A 21,460-nucleotide genomic window follows, 5' to 3' on the forward strand; every position below is an offset into this window, starting at 1 on the left:
AAAACATCAGAGACGAGATTTCCCGCGGTACCACTCTTTTTGTCGTAAAAAACGACCCACTCAGGCTATAACGGTAGCTGCCGATTCATCTCGAAAGTGCGCCATCTACTTTTGTTTATTCGGCTTCCACCTGCCCGAACTCGCTAAAAAACAGCCAATAGATTTCTCTTTGTCATTAATGAAATAATTATTCTGGCATCATACTACCAGAAAATTCTTCATCTGACTAGTCAAAGCAGCGATTTTTATACTTTTGGAATAAAGAGTTCCCCTAGCGTTGCGGCCATCATGGCTTTAATCGTGTGCATTCGGTTCTCTGCTTGTTGAAATTGTAGCGCTTGGTTGCTGCGAAAGACTTCATCGGTTACTTCCATTTCAGTTAAGCCATATTTTTCTTTGATTTCTTCGCCGACTTCAGTTGCTAAATCATGAAAAGCTGGCAAGCAATGCAAGAAGATTGTGTCTGTTTTTTTTGTTTTTGCCATCAAGTTTTGGTTGACTTGGTATGGCAGCAGTAAATCAATTCTTTCTTTAAAGCCCGCTTCTTCTCCCATTGACACCCATACGTCTGTATAAATAATATCCGCTCCGGCGACACCTTGGTCAATATCCGCAGTCACTAAAATTTTGGCTTGTGACTGCTTTGCGTATTTATCTGCCAAGTCAATCAATGATTTCTCTGGAAAAAGTTCTTCTGGCGTGACGATCGAAATAGTTACGCCTAGAATCGCGCTCGTAATCAGTAAAGAATGGGCTACATTGTTGCGACCATCGCCAACATACGCCAACGTCAATCCTTCGAGTTTGCCAAAATGTTCTTTGATGGTTAAAAAATCCGCCAACATTTGAGTAGGATGCCATTCATCCGTCAGTCCATTCCAGACTGGAACACCAGAAAATTCGGCTAATGCTTCGACGGCTTTTTGCGAAAAGCCTCGATACTCGATCCCATCAAACATACTCCCTAAAACTTTTGCCGTATCTTCTACTGATTCTTTTTTACCTAGCTGAATGTCATTCTTTCCTAAGTATTCTGGGTGGGCCCCAAGATCAATTGCTGCGGTCGTAAATGCTGCTCTGGTCCGGGTCGATGTTTTTTCAAATAGTAAGGCGATGTTTTTACCTTCCAAATAGCGATGAGAAATATTTTTTTGTTTTAATTCTTTTAAATGCGCCGCAAAATCAATTAAATACAGCAGCTCTTCTCTCGTAAAATCAATTTCCTTTAAAAAACTTTTCCCATAAAAAATGTTTTCCATCTAAACCCCTCCATTTTCTGAATAATCATCCGTTCGAAGTCATTAGTCAGTTGCATTTATTCATAATAACTGAATATTTAAAAATCATCAAGCATTTATTCAACCTATTTTGCATAAAAAAAACCCATAGAATTAAATCTATGGGTCGTCTTACGATAAATAGGTTTCTATCTCTAAATATGTTGAAAAGCCAAACTTGGATTAGCATTCAAGCTCATTCCAGCTAAATGATGTTTTTGCAATTCTACATGCGCTGCTGCCCCAATCATCGCTGCATTATCCCCACACAATCGTAATGGTGGGACGATCAATTTTAAATCCGGCAGTTCTGCTTGGATCGTCGCTGACATTTTTTCCCGTAATCCTTGATTGGCCGCCACTCCACCAGCCACGATTAACTGTTTTACTGGATAGACTTTGCAGGCTTTGATGGTTTTCGTAACTAAAACTTCCACCACGCTAGCTTGGAAACTAGCTGCCAAATTATTATGATCAAGTGCTTCCCCACGTTGCTCGGCGTTATGGGTCAAATTAATAAACGCGCTTTTCAAGCCACTGAAGCTAAAATCAAAATTGTCTTCTTTGATCATCGCCCGTGGAAAATTGTATGTATCCTCGCCTTGATGAGCCAAGTGATCAATTTCTTTTCCGCTTGGATAGCTCAGACCTAGTACTCGTCCAACTTTATCATAGGCCTCACCAGCCGCATCGTCTCGTGTCTCGCCAATAATTTCAAAGGAGCCATCTTCTGCCATATAAACAAGCTCAGTATGTCCTCCGCTGACTAATAAAGCCATCAACGGAAACTCTAGTGGTTCCACTAAACGTGCGGCATAAATATGGCCAGCCATATGGTTCACTGGAATCAAAGGCAAACCATTCGCCCAGGCAAAAGCTTTCGCGGCACTCAAGCCAATTAATAACGCCCCCACAAGTCCGGGACCATATGTAACGGCGACAGCACGTAAATCATTGGCTGTTACCTGTGCTTCATTCAATGCTTCTTCGATACAAATCGTAATTTGTTCGACATGGTGACGACTCGCCACTTCTGGTACCACACCACCAAAACGTTTGTGACTATTAATCTGGGAAGCAACAATATTTGAAAGAATTTTTTCTCCATTTTCGATTACAGCGACACTAGTCTCATCACAGCTACTTTCAATTGCCAATATCAGTTCGGTCTCACTCATGTCTTTTTCCTACTTTCAAACTCATCAACACCGCATCTTCTGTTGGATGCTGATAATATTTTTTCCTTGTTCCAATCACTTGGAAGCCAAATTTTTCGTAAAAAAGCCGCGCCTCATGGTTCGAAGCACGTACTTCCAAAAAAATACTCGCCATTTCTTGCGATTTTGCGTACTGAATCAATCGTCTCATTAATTTACCGCCAACGCCTTGTCCTTTGACTGCTGTTGCGATATTGGTGATCTCAATTTCATCACAGACTTGATGAAATCCAAGAAAGGCGACAATTTCTGCTGCCTCCGTAATATAATGGCTGTGGGCCTGGGCCAGATCACTGGCAAATTGTTCCGCTGTCCAAGGAGAATCGTAGGTGTACGCCTTTTGACTAATCTCCCAAAACTGTCTTGCTAACTCTTTATCTACTGGTCTATCCAACTATTTTCCACCTAGTTTCACGTCCAAATGTTTCACCATGTCTAATGCGTCTTCACTATTTTCGGTATAATAGTTTTTCCGAATATTTCGTGAGGAAAACCCTAAGCGGCGATAAAGCCTTTGCGCATCGGTATTACTTAACCGAACTTCTAGCGAAAGGGTTTCACAATCGTTCATTATAGCGAATTTTTCAACTTCGTCAATCAATAGACTACCGATCCCTTGGTCTTGGAAATACGTAGCGACGGCAATATTCGTAATATGCGTATCCTCTCCAATCAATCGACTCCCAATGAAACCCGCAATTTCGTTCTCCCGCGTGACGATACACAGATACAGATGTGGAATCGGCGAATGAATCTCTGATAAAAAAGCACTCTTGGTCCAAGGCGCCTCTCCAAAATAAACATTCCGCTCCAGCGCAATCAGTTCTTTAATATCCTGATCAACGATTTTTCGCAATAAAAACGGTTGGTCCCCAAGCGTCACTGTTTTGGTATTGAAAGGATATTGCTTTCCATACAAGATTGTTTTGACTAAACCGCTAAATCTTTTCAACATAATTCTCGTCCCCGGGTTGATGCGTCTCTAGCCACTTTTCTTCTGCCTCCACTCGTTTCAAATACTCTGGCACAAGGCCATGAATGTTTTCAATCGGATCAGCTAAAAGACCAAGCTTCCCTAAAACAAGACCATTAGGTAAATTTAAACTATCCGATGTGCAAATCTCCGCAGTCGTGAGTGATTCAGCAATCTCTGCACGAAATTTTTCGGTCTCACCCACAAAAATTGCCGGTTCGTTAATTCTTTTTAATAAATCTGCTAAAGGAATGTGTTGGTCGGCGATCACATTAACTAATTGTTGGTTTTCCCACCGATAAGCCGCACCATAAACATTGTTTCTACGAGCATCCATAAGTGGAACGATTAATTTATCCGTTTGACTATTAGCCGCTAACACTGCCAAGCTTGAAACAGTGGTTAGTTCCAACTGCAAGGTTTCGGCTAATGTTTTCGCAGTCGTGACCGCGATCCGAATACCCGTATACGAGCCGGGACCTTGGGCTACTACGATGCGATCCAACTCTTTAGGTTTTAGGCCACTTGCCTGCATTACCGATTCAATCGCGGGCATCAAAGTTAAGCTGTGATTCATTTTCCGATTCAATTGGAACTGCGCCAACAGTTTGGTGTCCTCTAAAACCGCTACTGCTAATGTTTGATTGGATGTATCCATCGCTAATAATTTCATAAAAGTCATTTCCTCGCATTTAAGATAGCCATATTTTAACATAAACCACAAATGCTTTCCTACTAACTGGTAGATAATTCTCTTTTTCTTGTTCTAGTAGCCTCTATCCACTCTTTTTATTTAAATCTCCGATTACAAAAAGACCTCCCTCTCTTTTGAGAAGAAGATCTTTTTAACCAATACTTGAAATTAATTGGTTGACGCTCGTTGGATCAGTTCAGTCCCCAGCATAATTTTTCGTGGGACAGGAGAATATTCTTTCGCTAATTCCAAAAGCGTCGTGACGGCTAATTCCCCCATCCATTCAGTCTCCACTTTAACCGTAGACAAGGCGGGCGAGACATACTTGGCAACACTAACGTCATTGAAACCAATCACCGAGATATCTTCTGGAATCCGCAGCCCGGCAGCTTGAATTGCCTGCATACCACCGATCGCTAAGGCATCACTGGAAGCGAATAAGGCTGTCGGCAGATCATTACTCTCAGCGATAAATTCACTTACAGCCGTTTTTCCCGCTTCCATGGAAAAAGGTGCGGTTATTACTAAGTCTGGTCGGAAAAGATTGAGCTGCTCCAACTTTTTTTTAAAAGATAACATGCGGGGGTCTTCAATTGGCTGCAAATTATGCTTGGTCATTTCTTCTCCAGAGAGAATGCCGATTTTCTGATGCCCTTGTTGAATAAAATGATCAATCACTAAATTCATGCTTTGATCAAAATCGACGACTAGTGAATTTAAGCCCAACGGCATGGCATCAAAATCAACAAACAATAAATTATCATCTAATTGTTTTAATTGTCGAATCTGCTCCGCATCGAATTTACCTAATGCAATCGTTCCCGTCACTTGAGAATCAGAAAGTTCATTTAGGGTTTCGCGACGGATTTGAAGATTTAATTCTTCGGCCTTTTTCTCAATTCCTAAGCGAATCGACAAATAATACAAATCTGCTAACTCTTCGGCTTCGTCGTACCACTGAACCAAACGAATCAGCGCCTTTCCCATTTTAGGTGAACGCTTGTGCTTCGTATAATTTAATTTTTCTGCCACTTCAAAGATGCGTTGTCGCGTTTCTTGCGCCACGGATAACTCTGGATCATAATTCAAGACGCGAGAAACGGTCGCCGGTGAAACGCCTGCTTTTTTTGCAATATCCCGTATCGTTGCCATGGCAATTCCTTTCTACAACGTTTTAATAAAGCGAGTGAAGGCTTCTTGACCTTCAACGTCCCGCTTAAAGACACCTGCGTCTTCCAGCACGCGAGCAAATACTGCCCCAACGGCTTTTTGGACAACTTCGGTCACATTTTCGGCCGTGATCGTTTCCGTTATTTTAAGCTGATCAGCCCATTCAATATGGCAATCTGCAATCTCATTTTTTTCGTCTAATAAATAGTTTTCGACTTCTTTTAATTCAGTCGCTAAGCGTGGAGGCAATACAGCCAAGCCCATCACTTCAATCAAACCAATATTTTCCTTTTTAATGTGTTGAACATCTGGATGCGGATGGAAAATTCCATCAGGAAATTCTTCAGAAACATTGTTATCCCGCAAGACGAGATCCAATTCAAACAATTCACCATTTCTGCGAGCAATCGGTGTGATCGTATGATGGAGTGTCCCATCTTCAGTCACCGCCACCACTTGTACGGCTTCATCAGAATAGTTTTTCCATTTTTCTAAAATCATTGTTGCCGCAGCTACCAATTCTTTTGTGGTCTTACTTTGCAGTCGAATCACCGATAGTGGCCACTTAACGATACCTGCTTTGATCATTGGAAAATCTTTCAGTTCAAAGGTACGCTCCATCTCAGCCACCGCCATTGGGAAGGTATGTCGTCCTCCTTGATAATGGTCATGAGAAAGGATCGAGCCACCCACGATCGGCAAATCAGCATTCGAGCCCACAAAATAATGAGGCAATACTTCAGTGATCTTCAGCAGACGTTTGAAAGAGTCGCGCGTGATCGTCATCGGACGATGCTCTTCAGATAAAATAATGCAGTGTTCATTGTAATAAGCGTAAGGCGAGTATTGCATCCCCCAGCTTTCACCATCTAAATTCATGCGGATGATTCGATGATTGGTGCGGGCAGGATAATTCATCCGACCTTTGTAGCCTTCATTTTCCATACATAACATGCATTTTGGATAATCGACTTTTACCGCAGTCCGCTCAGCCGCAATTTGTTTCGGATCTTTTTCTGGTTTTGATAAGTTAATCGTAATCTCTAATGTCCCGTAGGCTGTTTCGGCTGGGAAAATAATATTACGAGCGATGTCTCTGGTTTTAATATAATCATTGTCTTTACTTAGTTTGAAGAAATAATCCGTTGCTTGGATCGGGTCCTTCGAATAGTATTGAGCAAAATACGCATTCACCACAGAGGGCGGTGGCGTCATTAGATCCATTAGCTGGCCTTCTAAAATGTCTCGCTCTGGTTGTACTTCCGCAATCAAGCCATTCTTTTCAGCTTGATCTAATAATTGATCCATCAATTCCACCGAACTGACCGTAACTGAGCGAAGCTCTGACGTTTCAAGAGAATCCTCACCGATTAATGCAATGAGCCGATTTTCTAAATAAATCCGATCCATTTCCATCCAACCGCCGGATTGAATAGCCAACGTAATAAAGTCTCTGACCGTTTGACTGATTGCCATCTTACTTCCTCCTAGTCCTCATAGCCGTGGGGATGACTAACATGCCAATTCCACGCGGTTTCAATAATCGCTTTTACATCAGTGTATTCTGGCTTCCAACCTAATGTTTCTTTGACTTTGTCACTAGACGCCACTAAACGGCTAGGATCGCCGGCACGACGTGGACCGATCTCTGCGGGAATATCTTTTCCAGTCACTTCTCTCGCCGCATCTAACATTTCTTTTACGGAATAGCCATTGTTTGATCCTAGATTGAAGAAATTACTTGGGTTACCGGCTTTCAAATATTCCAACGCTAAGATATGTGCCGCTGCCAAGTCTTCAACTTGAACGTAATCACGGATACATGTGCCGTCTGGTGTGTCATAATCTTCGCCAAAAATCGTCAAATGATCTCTTTGACCTAAAGCGACTTGTAAAATAATCGGTACTAAATGGGTCTCTGGATCATGGTCTTCGCCGATGCTAGCATCAGACTTGGCTCCTGCAACATTGAAGTAACGCAATGCGACATACCGCATGCCATAGGCGTTGTCACACCACTTCATCATTTTTTCCATCATTAACTTGCTTTCGCCGTAAGGATTTTTCGGATTTGTTGGAACCTCTTCACTAATTGGAGAAACGCCAGGCTCACCGTAGGTCGCTGCGGTTGATGAAAAGACGATATTTTTCACGCCAAATTCTTCCATTACTTCCAGTAAAATTTCCATGCCGATTACGTTATTGTTGAAATACTTTAAGGGCTTTTCTACCGACTCGCCGACTAATGAGCTAGCTGCAAAATGAACAACACCTTCGATCGTTTCTTTTTTGAATACGCTGGCTAAAAATTCTTTGTCGCGACAATCGCCTTCATAAAATCTTGCCTTCGGATGAATCGCTCCACGGTGTCCCGTTAATAAATTATCTACCACGACTACATCATAATTTTGCGCTATGAGCTTATCAACAGTATGAGAACCAATATAACCTGCTCCTCCAAGAACTAAAATTGCCATTTGATCGACTCCATTCATATTAAGTTTATTTAGTAAATAAATTATAGTTTGTTTACTAAATATTTGCAAGAGCTTTTCCGTTCGTAAAACTTTCTATTTTTTTACTTTTGCTTCATAATGAAGGTATCAGGTAAAGGAGTGAGGATTATGCGTAAATTTGCTTCAGGATTTTTTACCGGTACATTAACGGCAGCTGCCGTTGTTGCTGGTGTGGTGATGGGCGTTAAAAAGAAAGTTATTGATCCCATCGAAGAAAAAGAATCAAAGATCGATGAAAATCGTAAAAAAGCTCGTCGGAGAAGAATCGCTCGCTAAAAAAAAGAAAGCCCTGGCTTTCTTTTTTTTTTGCCTATCAGCTTATTTAAATATATTTCTTGCAATCTGTTCTGCCAATTGGAACACCCGGTCGTGACTTTTCGGGCGTGGTGAGGCGGCATTCAACCAGTCCAATCCTTCAAGAGGGATGCCGTAGCAAAAAATATGAGGCAAAACTTGTCCGTTTTTATCGATTACTTGATGCGTCTCGCGTTTTACTTGCAATGCACCCGTCTCGTGAAACTTTCCGTCATAAAAAACGCCGTGAGATTTCAAATAACCTTTTTTACGCATCTGAATCAATAATTTGTTTTTTGTCCGCTTGAGACTCGTTGCCGGCAAGCGGGCTTCAATCAAATAACTTGCTGAAAACTGTCGCTCTGTCCGTTGCTTACTATACGCATGAAACTGTTCTTCTTTTTGCTCGACTTTCATATTAGGTGCCAAAAATTCAATAATTCCTGCTTCTGCTAATGCTAATAATTGCTTTTGACGGATCACTGGTGCACCAATCGTTAGAAAGCTATAATTGCGATTGAAGTTGCCGAAAAAATCTTCGAAATATTCTTTTGGCTTAAACTTTTCATGGTCTAGCATATAATTAAAAGGTTCTTGCAGTTCCTTAAACGTATCCAAAGCAGCCGCGATTGCTCCGTTGCGATTGCCTTGTTCCGCTTCCGCAATATCCTGGGCAAGATAGGTTTTGATGAAGCTGGGAAAATCCTGTGGAGTGATATCCTTCGCAGGATCAACTAATTTCTTCCAATCGAATCGGTCCGCAACTGGAATTTGATACTTCGTTAACACTTTTTGCCGATCCCCCGACTGATAGTCCCTTAAAAAAGCTTCAAGAACTGGATTATTTACTAGCTGATGCTGGTAATACACCAATTCTGCTTCTTTTTTTAAGAAATCAATTAGTTCTTCCACAGTCCCACTAAAAGTTTTCATAAATTCTTTCGTCAGAATTTTCGGTTCAGCGTCTTCTCCGGCATTTTTTTGATTTTTAGGTCTGGTGTGATAAGGCAGACCTCGGCCAGAACCGACGACTAGGGTATTTTCTTTGCCCGTTTTTTGATAGATCAAGTGACCAGCTACTTCACTAAATGTTCCACCCCACTTGTCGACGAACAACCCGATATAATCATAAAAACTCAAGCCTAAGCCTCGTAAGATAACTGGTTCATTCTTTTTAATAGCTTCAAGTGGCATATCTGCCGGATTAATCGGACCTTGATAGAAGAGCTTATGGGCATTAGCGAATTTTTGGTTTTTTTCTTCTGTGCTGCTGAGAAAATTTCCACCATGACCGGTGGCTAAAATCAGATCCGTCACGACCTGTGTTTTGTCCGCAGAAAGAATGATCTGATTGTTTTCTAACGTCAAATCATCGACATATTCCTTAATCAAAGAAACGGTTATGTGAGTAGGTAAATTTTTGACCATCTCATGATAAAACCATTGCTGATAAATCCCATAATACCGCCGTTGGCAATACTCATTTTTTCCTAAGTTCGTTTCTGCAAAGAGGTCCGAAGAGGATGGAACCCCAATTGTTGTTAGATACTCTTTAGCGTACTTTCGACTCCACTCTGCCAGATTAGGCCCTTGGTCTTCTGCAAAGACTGTCACATGTTGCATAACTGTGTTCATAATCACTTGACTACTTTGCTCGCTACGCCAGACTTCGCCACCAGGACCTAAGGGATCAAAAAGCAGGATGGTTGTTTCTTCATCGACCGCAGCTTGCCTGATCAGCCGTTCCAAAGCGATCAAGCCATAAGGACCGGCACCAATAATCGCAATTTTTTTCATATAGATTCTCCATTATTCTAAGATTCTGATAACTTCTTATCTTTATAGTTAAGAGTAGAGAAAAATCATCGAATATGCAATTATAAAAAAACTCCCGTAGCAAAAAAAGCTAACGGAAGTTTAAATTTTTAAAGTACCCAGTTTTCAAATGCTTCTTTGACACCATCTTCTAAATTCGTAGCCACAGTATACTCCGCGGCAGCTTTGATTGTTTCACTCGCATTTCCCATTGCTACACCTGTACCGGCAAATTCGATCATTGAAAGGTCATTTTCAGCATCCCCAATCGCCATGACTTCACTTTGCTGGATGCCTAAATGTTCGCTTAATTCCTTCAATGCCAAACCTTTACTAGTATTTGGATTCAATACTTCAATAAAAAACGGCGTACTGCGTACGATGGTATATTTTTCAAAAAACTCGGCTGGAATTTTTTTGAAGGCTTCACTTAAAAGCTCGGGATCATCGATCATCATCATTTTAGTCGGTAACACTTCTTTGGCGATTTCCTCTGGTGTCCGATAATGCAGCGGTAAATTCACCAAGTAAGATTCCAAAATAGTATAAGGACTAATATCACGGTTGGCTGTATACATCGCTTCTTTGTCCGCAACGTGCAAATGAACATTCAATGAACGGGCCAAATGATCGATTTCCAAATAATTTTCTCGGGTTAAGCCATGTTCGGCAATGATTTCCCAAGTATTCGTGTTTAACACGAGAGCGCCATTATAGGTGATAATATAATCGTCCAGCTGATTCAACCCTAATGTCTCTATCTGTTTCTTTGTTCCAGACAAGGGCCGTCCGGTTGAAAGGACCACGTAGATCCCCTGCTTACGCGCTTCTTTGATACAATCAACGACTGGCTGATTGATTTCATGATGATCATTTAACAATGTTCCATCTAAATCGATGGCGACTAATTTTATACTCATACTTACCTCCAAAAAAGTTCTCAACGTCCATCATAAGTGGAAGTTAATATTCCGTCAATCGAACATCACCATCTACCTACTAAAAAAACAGAAACTGCGACAAAAATCTCTTGTCACAGTATCTGTTTACGAATAGCCGGTGTTCCAGAAGCTGCACACTTCTGACAAGTCCAAACCAGTTTAATCGACTTTTTTCTGTTTAATTTTCCCCGTCCAATCTTGCATACCACCTTTAAGAATGAACAAGTTTTGGTAGCCATTTTTCCGCAATAAATTAGCGGCACGGGCACTGATCGTTTTGTTTTGATCGTAGATATAGATTGGTTGATCTTTTCGCAAAGAGCCCATTGATTCTTTTAACATGCTGTAAGGGAAACTGCGAGCACCTAAAACGTGTTTTGCGTTGAATTCATCCCGTTCACGCACATCGATAATTTGCGCTTTACGCATCCCCGCTTGAAATTCTTCTTGTGAGATAACTTTCGCTGAACGCTTCATCATAATTCGCACGTATAGCTCATATAGAGCATACAAAGCGATTAATGAAATCAGAACAATATTTATTTTCCACCAAATTGACATACATTAGTTTCCTCTCTTACCTTTTCTATTTTGCTAGTGAAGCTGCCCCGATGACGCCAGCTTCATTGCCTAATTCTGCAAGTTTGATTTTTGTACTTTCACGAACTTGTGGGAACGTAAACTCCTTGAAATACGTTTCGATTCGGCTACGTAAGAATTCACCCGCCGCTGACACGCCGCCACCGATTACGATTGTTGAAGGATTCAATGTATTTCCAAGATTTCCGCAAGCAAGTCCTAAATAGAAAGTAACCTTGTCTACTACCATTAGCGCCAAGTCATCATTTTCTTTTTCAGCCAATTCAAAAACATCTTTACTAGTAATATCTTCCCCATTATCCAAACGAGCTTTTAGAAGCGAATCGCCTGCGTATTCCTCTGCCAACTGACGTGCTACTCGGACAACACCAGTAGCGCTGGCAACGGTCTCAAGACAGCCACGTTTTCCACAAGTACACTCAAAACCGTTAGGATCCACGGTTACGTGACCAACTTCACCTGCACAACCAGCAACACCGTGAAGCAATTCACCGTTCATGACGATTCCTCCACCAACACCTGTTCCTAAGGTCATGAAAATAACATCCGGTTCATTATCCCCGGCACCCTTCCAACGTTCACCTAAAGCCGCCACATTCGCGTCATTATCGATTGTAAATTTAATCTTCGTTCCTGCTTCAATTTCTTTTTTAACCTGCTGCAAGGTCGTCCAGTTTAAATTGTACGCACCAATTACAGTCCCGGCTTCAATGTCGACACTACCAGGAGTCCCCATTCCAATACCGATAAATTGTTCCGGTGTCATATTATACAAAGATAAATGATGATTAATCGAATCAATAATATCCGGTACGATGTGGGAACCATCATCCAAAATATTTGTTTCAATACTCCATTTTTGTTGAACCTCACCAGACTCAGTTAAAATTGCAAATTTTACTGTTGTACCGCCTAGGTCAATTCCTAATAATTTTTTATCCATCCTAGTCACCTTCTCGACTTTCTTCAATGTGATGCTCTCGTCTTAAAATACGCCAGCCCTGTAGATAGGTATCGCGATCGATCACACGTCCCTCATACAAATTCTTCAATTCAATTTGCATCAATTCGATGTCATAGATACGCTTTCCCACATAGACATAAATGCCAAATTGCTTCAACAGCTGCTGTACATCATACAAACTTTCCATTAAACCACATCCCCAGTATTATACAGAAAAAATCAATTTTTTTATAGCCTAATCGTGATTTCCTTTTAAAACTTTTATTTCATTATACGTCAGGTACTGAACATTTCTTATCTTATAACAAAATCAGGTTGCATGAAATATAATTTTTCTATTGTCTAATAATCCGTGATAAAAACTGCTAGTGGACGACTCGTTATTCAAAGGCAAAAAGCTGTGACAAGCATTTTGTCACAGCTCCTAGTATAACTTATAGATACAAACCAAATTTTCTTAAACCAAAGAAGACCATCAGTACGAGGGCAAAAATAAAAAATAATCCTGCGGTGACCCGCGCCCGCACTGTAAATCGATCTTGACCAAACGGAACAGCTAACGCCCAACCTGCTAAAGCCCCCCCGGTCAATCCGCCTAAATGGCCCCAAATATCAATGGTTGAATCAAACAAGCCAAAAACTAAATTCATTAAGATGAACAACGCAAATTGCCGTGTCAACGCTTGGATCGCACCGTTATCCCGATAATGGAGCCCGACCACTAGAAAGGCCCCAAATAAACCAAAGATCGCCGTGCTAGCTCCTCCTGATAAAGTTGTCGGCTGATTAAAAGCAAAACTGGCGAAATTCCCCATGATACCGCCAAGTAAATAAATTATACCAAAGCGCCAATGACCAAAGATGGCTTCACATTGCTGGCCCATGTAATAAAGCACGACACTGTTCAGGGCAAAGTGCATCAACCCGAAATGAATGAACATCGGTGTAACAAACCGCCAATATTGATGCTGCAAAATCACAGCTGGCGAGAACATCCCTAATTGATTTTCAATTCCTAAACTAGGCAATACATATTGCAGCACGAAAACCACCGTATTGATGGCAAAAAAAGCATAGGTCACGTAAGGCTTGTCTTTTCTCATTGGATACCTCTTTCATCTTTAATGTATTCTTTTCTAAGCAAGAAATAATTGCTGGATCGGTTGATCGAAGGGTTCAATCGCCCACTCTTCTACCAATTGTTCCTTGAAAACTAAACTCGCTGTTTTTCCTTGATAATTCGCCAAATAGCGATCATAATAGCCGCCGCCAAAACCAATCCTAAAACCTGCGTGATTATAGATTAAGCCGGGAACGATCAAAAGATCCAGTTCTGTTGAGACAGCGATGTTTTCAACAACTGGTTCTTCCACTCCAAACTTCGTCATATAAAACGGGGTCTCAGGATCGATCCAATGAAAAACCATTTCACCTTTTGGTAACGATTTAGGGACTGCCACTTTTTTCCCAGCTGCTATAGCCGCTTGAATCAATTCAGATGTTGGAAATTCAAAATCGGTTGCCATAGTTACACCGATGCTAGTCGCTTCTTGCCAAAACGAGCTCAAATATAATTGCGTTAAAATACTATTTACCTGTGTTTGTCGCTCGTCGCTATTGACTAACGCTGTCAGACGCTGAATCGCAAGCTGACGTAATTTCTTTTTCTCCATTCCTTCACCTTCTTATCAGAAATACTAACAAAATCCACCCAAAATAAAAAGAGGATTACTCCCCTTTAACGAAATCACTAGAAATTTGACGCGCGATCGTCAAACCAGCTGCGGCATTAAAATGTAAATGATCGCCACTATCGAAGACTGGCTTTAATTTTCCTTGTTCCTCCACCATTGCCGCAGAATCCCACAACTCAGTGGATTCACTTCTCAGCCACTGATTAATTTTTTGTCGTAAGCATTCTTTTTCTCCATCCATTCCCGGATAACCTAAACAAGGTGCTAGAGTGCACAATTGATAGTCAATTTTTTGCTCCTGACAAACAGCGATCAATTCCTTGATTTTAACTTGAAAATTTTCTAACGTCAGCTGGCCTTCGATCAAATCGTTGGTGCCAAAAAATAAAATCACCTTACTAACGTTACTATGACTTTTCAGACAATGCCTTAAGCGTGTCAAGCTGTCAAAGCCGTAGAAATACTCTGAGGGCTTTGAGGCGGGCTGGTCACTACCGGCATGGAGTAAGTAACTACCGTTGACCCCTTGATTCACCAAAAAAGTTGATTGTTTCCGTAACTGTCGTTGCAGCGGGGCTGTCCAAGTAGCTCCTTCGGTCAGTGAATCGCCTAAAGCGATGATACACTTCCCATCAATTTCAGCTTCAATCGCTGTTAGGCCAGAGCAAAAAACGGCGGTCTGAGCACTTGGGAAAAAATCCGCATCATTAAAGGCAAAGCCGCTTTCACATGAATCTGTTTGAAAGGATAGCTGCCATTTTTTTGCCGATGGATCAATCCTAATCGCCGTTGTTTTAAAAACCTCCGCTGGCTGGATAGAAAAATCAGGAAACTTTTGTATCTGGTCCTTTGTTTTAAAAGAAAGGTTTTGGATGTGCTGAATTTTTCCACCATATTCATTCGCAAAAACCAAACGAATTTTTTTTGCCGGCACAATTTGCCGCATCATTAATTGGATCGTTCCGCTTGTTGAAGAAGCATAGCGAGCAATCCCACGCTGAGCATGACTCCAAATCGTTGTCCAGACCATTGGCTTTCCCCCTGTTCGTGGCCTTTTTCTGTATAATCCGCGTCGACAGCTAACTCTTTTTCAACAACTGTAAAATAAAATACGGCGCACCGATCAATGAGACGATGATCCCTGCTGCCATTTCGCCGCTAGGTAAAATTACTCGAGCTAAAATATCACTGAATAACAATAAAATCCCACCGATTAAAGCTGTCATTGCCAACGTCTGATTGTTCTTCTTTCCTGTGAACTGGCGCGCGATGTGAGGGGCAATCAATCCGACAAAACTAATACTACCGGCGATTGAAACGCTAGCTGCTGCTAAACAAACTGCACAAATCAAAATAAATAATTGCGTGCGTTTCAACCTCACGCCTAAACCAACAGCTATTTCATCCCCCAACTCCAACACTTCTAACGCACGACCGCGCAATAAGACGGCCGGAATCAAACAGATGAGCCACGGCAATAATAGAAAGACATGTTGCCACGTCGTTCCCCAAATCGTTCCGGCAAGCCAAGCAGTCACAAATTGATAATTATCTTTTGACACACGAATCGTTGCAATCAAGGTCAAAGCCGAGATACCCGCATTGACTGCCACACCGGCTAATAATAAACGATTCGGCGTGATCCGCTCTGCTTGACGTCCAAAATAATAAACTAAACAAGTCGCTCCACAACTACCGACACACGCGATCAATGGTAAGTACCAACTATTTTCTCCACGAGCAAAGAAACCTAAATAGATCAACACTGTTAGTCCCGCGCCGGCGTTGATACCGAGAATTCCTGGATCAGCCAAATCATTGTGGGTAACGGTTTGGAACAAATAACCTGAAACAGCTAAGCCTGCACCTGCCAACAATGAGACAAGCAATCGAGGAAAGCGAAAATTAAAGACAATCAATTCTTTACTGGCACTCGCATTTTGTTGGAAAACATCCATTAGATCTTTGAGCGAAAGCGGAATCGTTCCTACCGTCAAACTCAACGTAATCCCAATTATAAGTAAGAAAAGTAAGCTGAACCAGCCGATTTTTTTTCTCATAAGCTTCCCTTCCTAATTTGTAAAAGTAAAAATGGTACACCAATAATGGTAATAATAACTCCAGCTGGTGTTTCCAAAGGAGGTGCTACCAAGCGAGAAGCAATATCGGCTACCGAAAAAAATAAGGCACCAAAAATACCCGAAGCCGGAATCACATAACGATAATCATGTCCAACAAAAAAACGAACCACATGGGGAACAATCAACCCAACAAAACCAATCGTCCCAACTAAGGCTACTGAGGTCCCTGCTAAAAGTAAGACAAACAGCATGCTCCATTGACGAATCCTGTTTGGTTTTTTTCCCAGTGCAATCGCCGTTTCATCTCCCAAACTTAACAACGTTACCTGAGGACTAATTAAACAAGCTCCTAAAATACCAACTAAAATCAATGGAAAAACGGTTTTTAACTGCTCCATTGAAACATTCCCAGTGCCACCGATAAACCAAAAAGTGATATTTTGATTCAAATTAAAGATCAAACTGATACTTTGACTAATAGATGCAAAGAAGGCACTTAACGCCGCACCCAACAAAACAATGCGAACGGGCGAAAGTCCAAATGAGACTCTCGTCGAAACGAGATAAATCAAAAGGATTGCAACCAACGCGCCTAATAAAGAACCCATTATTCCAGCAGTTGGCGAAGGATTCCCATTCAGTGCAAAAACTAAGGCCAATCCTAAACCGGCGCCAGAGTTGATCCCTAACAGTCCAGAATCTGCGATTGGATTTGACGTGATCCCTTGCATCAATGCACCAGAAATCGCAAAGCCGGCACCGACAAGCACTGCACTAAACATCCGTGGAACGCGTAAGTACCGAACCAACTGTTCCCCCTGATTACTAGGATCAAATTGCAACAACGCCTGCGTAACATCTGACCATTTACTAGTCACCGCACCATAACGTAAAGAAAAGAGCATCGCAATGAAAAGCAAAACAATCACAAGCACGAAAAAAATTCTCCGTTTTCTCATCTCTTACTGCTCCTTCACTAAATCATAAGCCATGACAATCGGCTTATCACTATTCGGCAGCGTTGCAAAAGTCGCTTGGATATCAAAAAGATTCAACAACTTCTCTGCAGTAAAAATTTCTTTTGGCGGGCCCTGGAAAATCAACTCACCTTGCTTCATTCCTAATAAATAATCAGAAAAGCGTGAAGCGTGATTCAAATCATGGATCGTCATTAAGATTGTCTTGCCTTGTCGATTGATTGTTTGCAATAATTCCAAAATTTCTAATTGATGGGCCGGATCTAAAAAAGTGATTGGCTCATCCAAAATCAAAATATCCGTATCTTGTGCCAAAGCCATCGCGATCCAAACACGTTGTTGTTGTCCGCCTGACAAGGTAGTCAACGTCCGATCTTGCAGCTTTGTTAAATTTGTCGCCTCCAATGCCCAGCGAATCAGCTGGCGATCCGGCTCTTTCAATCCAGAAAAACCTTTTTGATATGGATAACGACCATAGGCGACAATTTCCGCCACGGTCAAGCCACTGACTGGTGAACTTCCTTGCGACAAAGAAGCAATTTTTTGTGCAACAGCTTTGGTATCTAAGCGCTGTACATTTTCGTTATCGATCAATACTTCTCCTTTGGCGGGTTCGAGAATACGCGCCAAGGCCTTTAGAAAAGTAGACTTGCCGCTGCCATTTGGTCCAATCAAGCTGGTAATTTTTCCAGCAGGAATCTCCACCGTTATATCATTCACAACTATTTTTTTTTCATAGCCGATTGAAAGATCAGTCGTATTTAATTTGGTCATTGACCTTCCTCATTTCTTTGATAATCGTTCTCAATTATGACGCTCTTTTTCATCAACGTCAACTATCTATGAGAGAAAAATCATTGTTGACACCTTCACAGCTTTCGGTAATAATAGCAATTGAGAATATTTCTCAATTAAACTTGAAGGAGTTTTTTTATGTTCAAAAAAATTATTTTAGGTACCGCTTCAATGTTGGCATTATTCAGCTTGGCTGCTTGTGGGCAAAGCAGTCCAAGTAATGATACAAATAAAGATATGCGTACCCTGACTGACGCACAAGATCACAAAGTCGAGATCCCCCAAAAACCAAAACGTGTCATCGCTTCCTACTTAGAGGATTATTTAGTTGCCCTGGATGAAAAGCCCGTGGCTCAATGGACTGTCGGAGAAGGCAAGATTCAACACTATTTGCAAGACAAATTAAAAGGTGTTCCAACAATCAACTATGACCTGCCATACGAAGACGTGTTAAAATTTGAACCGGATCTATTACTCATTGGTTCCAACGGCACACTTGAAGGCGGAAAGTATAAAGAATACAAAAAAATTGCGCCAACTTATGTTGTTAAAAACGGTGAAAACGTGACTTGGCGTGACCAACTAGAAGACATTGGTAAGGTTTTTGACAAAGAAGATCAAGCAAAAAAAGTTGAAAAAGAGTACGACCAATTAGTCGATCAAACTAAAAAAGAATATAAAGACAAAATAGATGGTAAATCTGCCGTTGTTTTATGGGTGACTAATAACTCAGCCTTTATGGTGGCTGACAATCGTTCTAGCGGCCAGTTACTTTATCACGAACTAGGTTTCGAAGTCCCTCAGCTGACTAAAGACATCAGCAAAAAAGCAACCGCCGACTTCTCGCAAGTCTCATTGGAAAGTCTGTCACAACTTGATGCGGATTACATTTTCTTAGTTAATAGCGACACGGGTGCTGCGATGTTTAAAGATCCACTATGGAGCAATATTCCAGCTGTTAAAAACAATCATCTATTTGAATTTGATAATCAATCAAGCTGGCTATACAACGGACCAATTGCCTATACCAAAATGGTCGAAAATATCCGTGATGTCTTAAAATAATAAAAATGCCGACCTGATCGGAGACTTTGCTTGTTTGGCGAAATCTCCAATCAGTCGGCATTATTTTTTTCTGCGGCGACTTCTAGTGGTCGCCTCTTCTTTCTTAACTAGAAATTTTAACCGATAAGGCTCATGATAACGAACCCCATCTTTAACAAAATCACCGCCAACAATAAACAATCCGATCGGCTTCAAGGCTTCTTTAGGTTGAATCGTTCCAATGGTTTCTAACTCGCGATAATTTTTTCCAATTTGCAACTGATAGTGCTGAGAGGCAATTTGCTTCACATAGTAATAAGGGTACAGTGTGTTTTCCTCAATCAAAAAGCCTTCCTCTTTAGTCAGATCTCGTGTAGTCAATTCTCCTCCTGCAATCAATTCCTGAACGTCTTCCGCCAACCTCAACTGATAATCTTCTACGAAATCCACAGAAACTTCTTCTGCTTGTTCGAAAACTTTTTTTGCCCTTTTAGGCTGTTCATTTTGAATATTAAAAGCATCATCTGGCAAGTATTTGACAAATAATTGTGTAATATCCGCCTTTACATTTTTGTCCAAAAAGTAATAAAAGAAATTCAATACAAAGAAATAGACCAATATCAGAAAAACCAAACTATAAATAGCTAATTGTAAATAATTATGGTTTAGCCACAGCCCATAAACAATTCGCAAAATATACACCGTCGGAAGAATACTCAAAAGCGTATAGGCCCGATTTGAATATTTTGGACTAATGTCTAAAAAGCCTAAAAATTTATTTAATCCATTGATAATATCTAAAAGTAAGGTCATTGATTATCACTCGTTTCTGGCACAGCAGCGGGTGCCTCTGCTGGTTGTTGCGTTGGTTCAGTTTGTGAAACTTCTGTCGATGATGGAGGTATTGACGAAGAAATCTCACTAGTGGTCGGACTGTTTTCGTCTTGACTAGTTTCTGCTGGCTGTTCTTCTATCGTATTCGGTGTCTGTTGAATAGTAGAACTTGTTTCAGGAGTCGTCACTGTCTGATTCTCTGAAGAACTGGCAGTTGGTTCTTGTGTGGTCGATTCAGTAGTTGGCGTTGCTTTCGTCTGACGATAACTAGAATTATTTAAAATTCCAGTCGTTGTCGCAATCAAAATGGATAGCGTCAGCAAAGCAATGGGTTTTAAAATGGGTGGAACTTTACGCATCTGAACCTTCCTTTCTATTCTAATTCTATTTTGTAACTAGTTTTACCACTAGAAAGTTAGCTTTTATTTAGGATTCTATGAAGTTTTTATGTAGATTTTAAAAATAGCCAGAATATGGCAGAAAACTTCAACATTAATGTGTATAAAGAGATTACTTTTTTTAAAAAAGTAATCTCATCCTCATTTCGCATACGATTTTTCTAGCCCGCTGAGTAGGAAGAAAAACTCGCAGCCAACTCCGACTAAAAGAACTGTAAATTTTGACAAAATTTATTCTTTTTTCTGCGACGTATCATTATGCTAAACAGCCCTATTCCTACTAGTAAAATCAGCATATTTTAGTTTTCAAACTACAGATACCGCAGAAAGCATAACTGACAAAAAAAGCCAGTGATCGTTGGATGATCACTGGCTTTATAAGGCGATTATTTTACTTCTTTATGCAAAGTAACTTTACGTTCGCGTGGGCAATATTTCATTTTTTCCAAACGATCAGGGTTGTTACGTTTGTTTTTGTTTGTTAGGTAGTTACGTTCTTTACAAGAAGTACATTCTAAAGTGATGTTTACGCGCATGATTTTCCCTCCCTAATATAACCAGTTTTCCAAGATAATTCTCAGACTTTGATATCATATCATGTTTTGAATTCTTTGACTAGTCTTTTTACCAATTTTGTTAAGTAGTTCTACTTGACGTTTTACAATAGCGCCTCAATATCAGCAGCAATACTTTCTGGCTTTGTTTGCGATCCGTAGCGTTTTACCACGTTTCCTTGGCGATCTACCAAAAATTTGGTGAAATTCCATTTAATTGCTTTGTTAAGTAAACCACCTTGCGCACTCTTTAAGTAGGCGTACAATGGGGCTTCATTTTCACCGTTGACATCGATCTTACCAAAAGTTTGAAAAGTCGTATGGTATTTTAATTGGCAAAATTCTGCAACTTCCACATTGCTGCCGGGAGCTTGATTGCCGAATTGATTGCATGGAAAGTCTAGAATTTCAAATCCGCGCTCGTTATAATCGTCGTATAAATTTTGCAGTCCTTCATATTGTGGTGTAAAACCGCAGCCTGTTGCTGTATTGACAATCAACAAGACATCTCCTTGATAATCCGAAAGTTCTTTTTCTGTTCCATCTGTTTGTTTTACCTCAAAGTCATATACTGACATTATTTCCACTCCTAACTATTATGTTTACACGATTTGTTCAATCG

25 protein-coding genes are annotated in these 21,460 nt (G+C 40.8%); 2 read left to right on the forward strand and 23 right to left on the reverse strand.

Annotated elements, in window-relative coordinates:
• Positions 1 to 245: 245 nt before the first annotated feature.
• From argF to galE, 8 genes are all read right to left on the reverse strand, one after another.
• The gene (gene argF, locus FFM67_RS04760; protein WP_137613451.1) at positions 246 to 1,259 is read right to left on the reverse strand and encodes an ornithine carbamoyltransferase; all 1,014 of its coding nucleotides are present in this window, start codon (positions 1,257 to 1,259) and stop codon (positions 246 to 248) included.
• A 173-nt stretch (positions 1,260 to 1,432) separates the two neighbouring features.
• Positions 1,433 to 2,455 carry a tRNA (adenosine(37)-N6)-threonylcarbamoyltransferase complex transferase subunit TsaD gene (gene tsaD / locus FFM67_RS04765; protein ID WP_137613452.1) on the reverse strand — a complete coding sequence of 341 codons (1,023 nt, stop codon included), beginning with the start codon at positions 2,453 to 2,455 and terminating at the stop codon, positions 1,433 to 1,435.
• On the reverse strand, positions 2,448 to 2,888 hold the full coding sequence (rimI, locus tag FFM67_RS04770) for a ribosomal protein S18-alanine N-acetyltransferase (protein ID WP_137613453.1): 441 nt from the start codon (positions 2,886 to 2,888) through the stop codon (positions 2,448 to 2,450). Before rimI (FFM67_RS04770) ends, tsaD begins: the two co-directional genes overlap by 8 nt.
• Positions 2,889 to 3,449 (reverse strand): ribosomal protein S18-alanine N-acetyltransferase, encoded by a 561-nt coding sequence (gene rimI / locus FFM67_RS04775; RefSeq protein ID WP_137613454.1) that lies wholly within the window; start codon positions 3,447 to 3,449, stop codon positions 2,889 to 2,891.
• Positions 3,433 to 4,140 carry a tRNA (adenosine(37)-N6)-threonylcarbamoyltransferase complex dimerization subunit type 1 TsaB gene (gene tsaB / locus FFM67_RS04780; RefSeq protein WP_137613455.1) on the reverse strand — a complete coding sequence of 236 codons (708 nt, stop codon included), beginning with the start codon at positions 4,138 to 4,140 and terminating at the stop codon, positions 3,433 to 3,435. The genes rimI (FFM67_RS04775) and tsaB overlap by 17 nt, the downstream gene beginning before the upstream one ends.
• Before the next feature lie 189 nt (positions 4,141 to 4,329).
• Positions 4,330 to 5,313, reverse strand: a complete 984-nt coding sequence (locus tag FFM67_RS04785; RefSeq protein ID WP_137613456.1) for a LacI family DNA-binding transcriptional regulator — start codon at positions 5,311 to 5,313, stop codon at positions 4,330 to 4,332.
• 12 nt (positions 5,314 to 5,325) lie between these two features.
• Positions 5,326 to 6,807: a UDP-glucose--hexose-1-phosphate uridylyltransferase gene (galT, locus tag FFM67_RS04790; RefSeq protein WP_137613457.1), complete on the reverse strand. Its 1,482-nt coding sequence runs from the start codon at positions 6,805 to 6,807 to the stop codon at positions 5,326 to 5,328.
• An 11-nt stretch (positions 6,808 to 6,818) separates the two neighbouring features.
• Complete coding sequence (galE, locus tag FFM67_RS04795) at positions 6,819 to 7,808, reverse strand: UDP-glucose 4-epimerase GalE (protein WP_137613458.1); 990 nt, start codon at positions 7,806 to 7,808, stop codon at positions 6,819 to 6,821.
• A 147-nt stretch (positions 7,809 to 7,955) separates the two neighbouring features.
• Between galE and FFM67_RS04800 the strand changes: the two genes are divergently transcribed.
• Positions 7,956 to 8,123 (forward strand): DUF3042 family protein, encoded by a 168-nt coding sequence (locus FFM67_RS04800; protein WP_137613459.1) that lies wholly within the window; start codon positions 7,956 to 7,958, stop codon positions 8,121 to 8,123.
• Positions 8,124 to 8,165: 42 nt separating this feature from the next.
• Here the strand turns inward: FFM67_RS04800 and FFM67_RS04805 are convergent, their stop codons facing one another.
• The 11 genes from FFM67_RS04805 to FFM67_RS04855 all read right to left on the reverse strand — a co-directional run bounded on the left by FFM67_RS04805 (position 8,166) and on the right by FFM67_RS04855 (position 17,987).
• Entirely contained in the window at positions 8,166 to 9,938 is a 1,773-nt protein-coding gene (locus tag FFM67_RS04805; RefSeq protein ID WP_137613460.1) for an FAD/NAD(P)-binding protein, read from the reverse strand.
• A 128-nt stretch (positions 9,939 to 10,066) separates the two neighbouring features.
• A complete protein-coding gene (gene yidA / locus FFM67_RS04810) occupies positions 10,067 to 10,876 on the reverse strand; it encodes a sugar-phosphatase (RefSeq protein ID WP_137613461.1) in 810 nt (269 codons plus the stop codon).
• A 180-nt stretch (positions 10,877 to 11,056) separates the two neighbouring features.
• Entirely contained in the window at positions 11,057 to 11,458 is a 402-nt protein-coding gene (locus tag FFM67_RS04815) for a rhodanese-like domain-containing protein (RefSeq protein ID WP_137613462.1), read from the reverse strand.
• Between the two features lie 25 nt (positions 11,459 to 11,483).
• On the reverse strand, positions 11,484 to 12,440 hold the full coding sequence (locus FFM67_RS04820; protein ID WP_137613463.1) for an ROK family glucokinase: 957 nt from the start codon (positions 12,438 to 12,440) through the stop codon (positions 11,484 to 11,486).
• A gap of 1 nt (position 12,441) precedes the next feature.
• Positions 12,442 to 12,648: a YqgQ family protein gene (locus tag FFM67_RS04825; protein WP_137613464.1), complete on the reverse strand. Its 207-nt coding sequence runs from the start codon at positions 12,646 to 12,648 to the stop codon at positions 12,442 to 12,444.
• Positions 12,649 to 12,895: 247 nt separating this feature from the next.
• On the reverse strand, positions 12,896 to 13,564 hold the full coding sequence (locus FFM67_RS04830; protein WP_137613465.1) for a rhomboid family intramembrane serine protease: 669 nt from the start codon (positions 13,562 to 13,564) through the stop codon (positions 12,896 to 12,898).
• 33 nt (positions 13,565 to 13,597) lie between these two features.
• On the reverse strand, positions 13,598 to 14,134 hold the full coding sequence (locus FFM67_RS04835) for a 5-formyltetrahydrofolate cyclo-ligase (protein WP_137613466.1): 537 nt from the start codon (positions 14,132 to 14,134) through the stop codon (positions 13,598 to 13,600).
• A 55-nt stretch (positions 14,135 to 14,189) separates the two neighbouring features.
• On the reverse strand, positions 14,190 to 15,185 hold the full coding sequence (locus FFM67_RS04840) for a GDSL-type esterase/lipase family protein (RefSeq protein ID WP_137613467.1): 996 nt from the start codon (positions 15,183 to 15,185) through the stop codon (positions 14,190 to 14,192).
• 49 nt (positions 15,186 to 15,234) lie between these two features.
• Complete coding sequence (locus tag FFM67_RS04845) at positions 15,235 to 16,215, reverse strand: FecCD family ABC transporter permease (protein ID WP_137613468.1); 981 nt, start codon at positions 16,213 to 16,215, stop codon at positions 15,235 to 15,237.
• On the reverse strand, positions 16,212 to 17,195 hold the full coding sequence (locus FFM67_RS04850; protein ID WP_137613469.1) for a FecCD family ABC transporter permease: 984 nt from the start codon (positions 17,193 to 17,195) through the stop codon (positions 16,212 to 16,214). Before FFM67_RS04850 ends, FFM67_RS04845 begins: the two co-directional genes overlap by 4 nt.
• Before the next feature lie 3 nt (positions 17,196 to 17,198).
• The gene (locus FFM67_RS04855; protein ID WP_137613470.1) at positions 17,199 to 17,987 is read right to left on the reverse strand and encodes an ABC transporter ATP-binding protein; all 789 of its coding nucleotides are present in this window, start codon (positions 17,985 to 17,987) and stop codon (positions 17,199 to 17,201) included.
• Positions 17,988 to 18,146: 159 nt separating this feature from the next.
• On the opposite strand from FFM67_RS04855, the gene FFM67_RS04860 reads away from it, so the two are divergent.
• Positions 18,147 to 19,073 carry an ABC transporter substrate-binding protein gene (locus FFM67_RS04860; RefSeq protein WP_137613471.1) on the forward strand — a complete coding sequence of 309 codons (927 nt, stop codon included), beginning with the start codon at positions 18,147 to 18,149 and terminating at the stop codon, positions 19,071 to 19,073.
• 60 nt (positions 19,074 to 19,133) lie between these two features.
• Here FFM67_RS04860 and FFM67_RS04865 read toward each other — a convergent pair whose 3' ends face one another.
• From FFM67_RS04865 to FFM67_RS04880, 4 genes are all read right to left on the reverse strand, one after another.
• Complete coding sequence (locus tag FFM67_RS04865) at positions 19,134 to 19,865, reverse strand: DUF6681 family protein (RefSeq protein ID WP_137613472.1); 732 nt, start codon at positions 19,863 to 19,865, stop codon at positions 19,134 to 19,136.
• The gene (locus tag FFM67_RS04870) at positions 19,862 to 20,245 is read right to left on the reverse strand and encodes a hypothetical protein (protein ID WP_137613473.1); all 384 of its coding nucleotides are present in this window, start codon (positions 20,243 to 20,245) and stop codon (positions 19,862 to 19,864) included. Before FFM67_RS04870 ends, FFM67_RS04865 begins: the two co-directional genes overlap by 4 nt.
• Before the next feature lie 425 nt (positions 20,246 to 20,670).
• Entirely contained in the window at positions 20,671 to 20,820 is a 150-nt protein-coding gene (gene rpmG / locus FFM67_RS04875; RefSeq protein WP_010740369.1) for a 50S ribosomal protein L33, read from the reverse strand.
• A 122-nt stretch (positions 20,821 to 20,942) separates the two neighbouring features.
• Complete coding sequence (locus FFM67_RS04880) at positions 20,943 to 21,416, reverse strand: glutathione peroxidase (protein ID WP_137613474.1); 474 nt, start codon at positions 21,414 to 21,416, stop codon at positions 20,943 to 20,945.
• Positions 21,417 to 21,460 lie beyond the last annotated feature (44 nt).

The organism is Enterococcus viikkiensis (assembly GCF_005405345.1).
Lineage (GTDB): Bacteria > Bacillota > Bacilli > Lactobacillales > Enterococcaceae > Enterococcus_A > Enterococcus_A viikkiensis.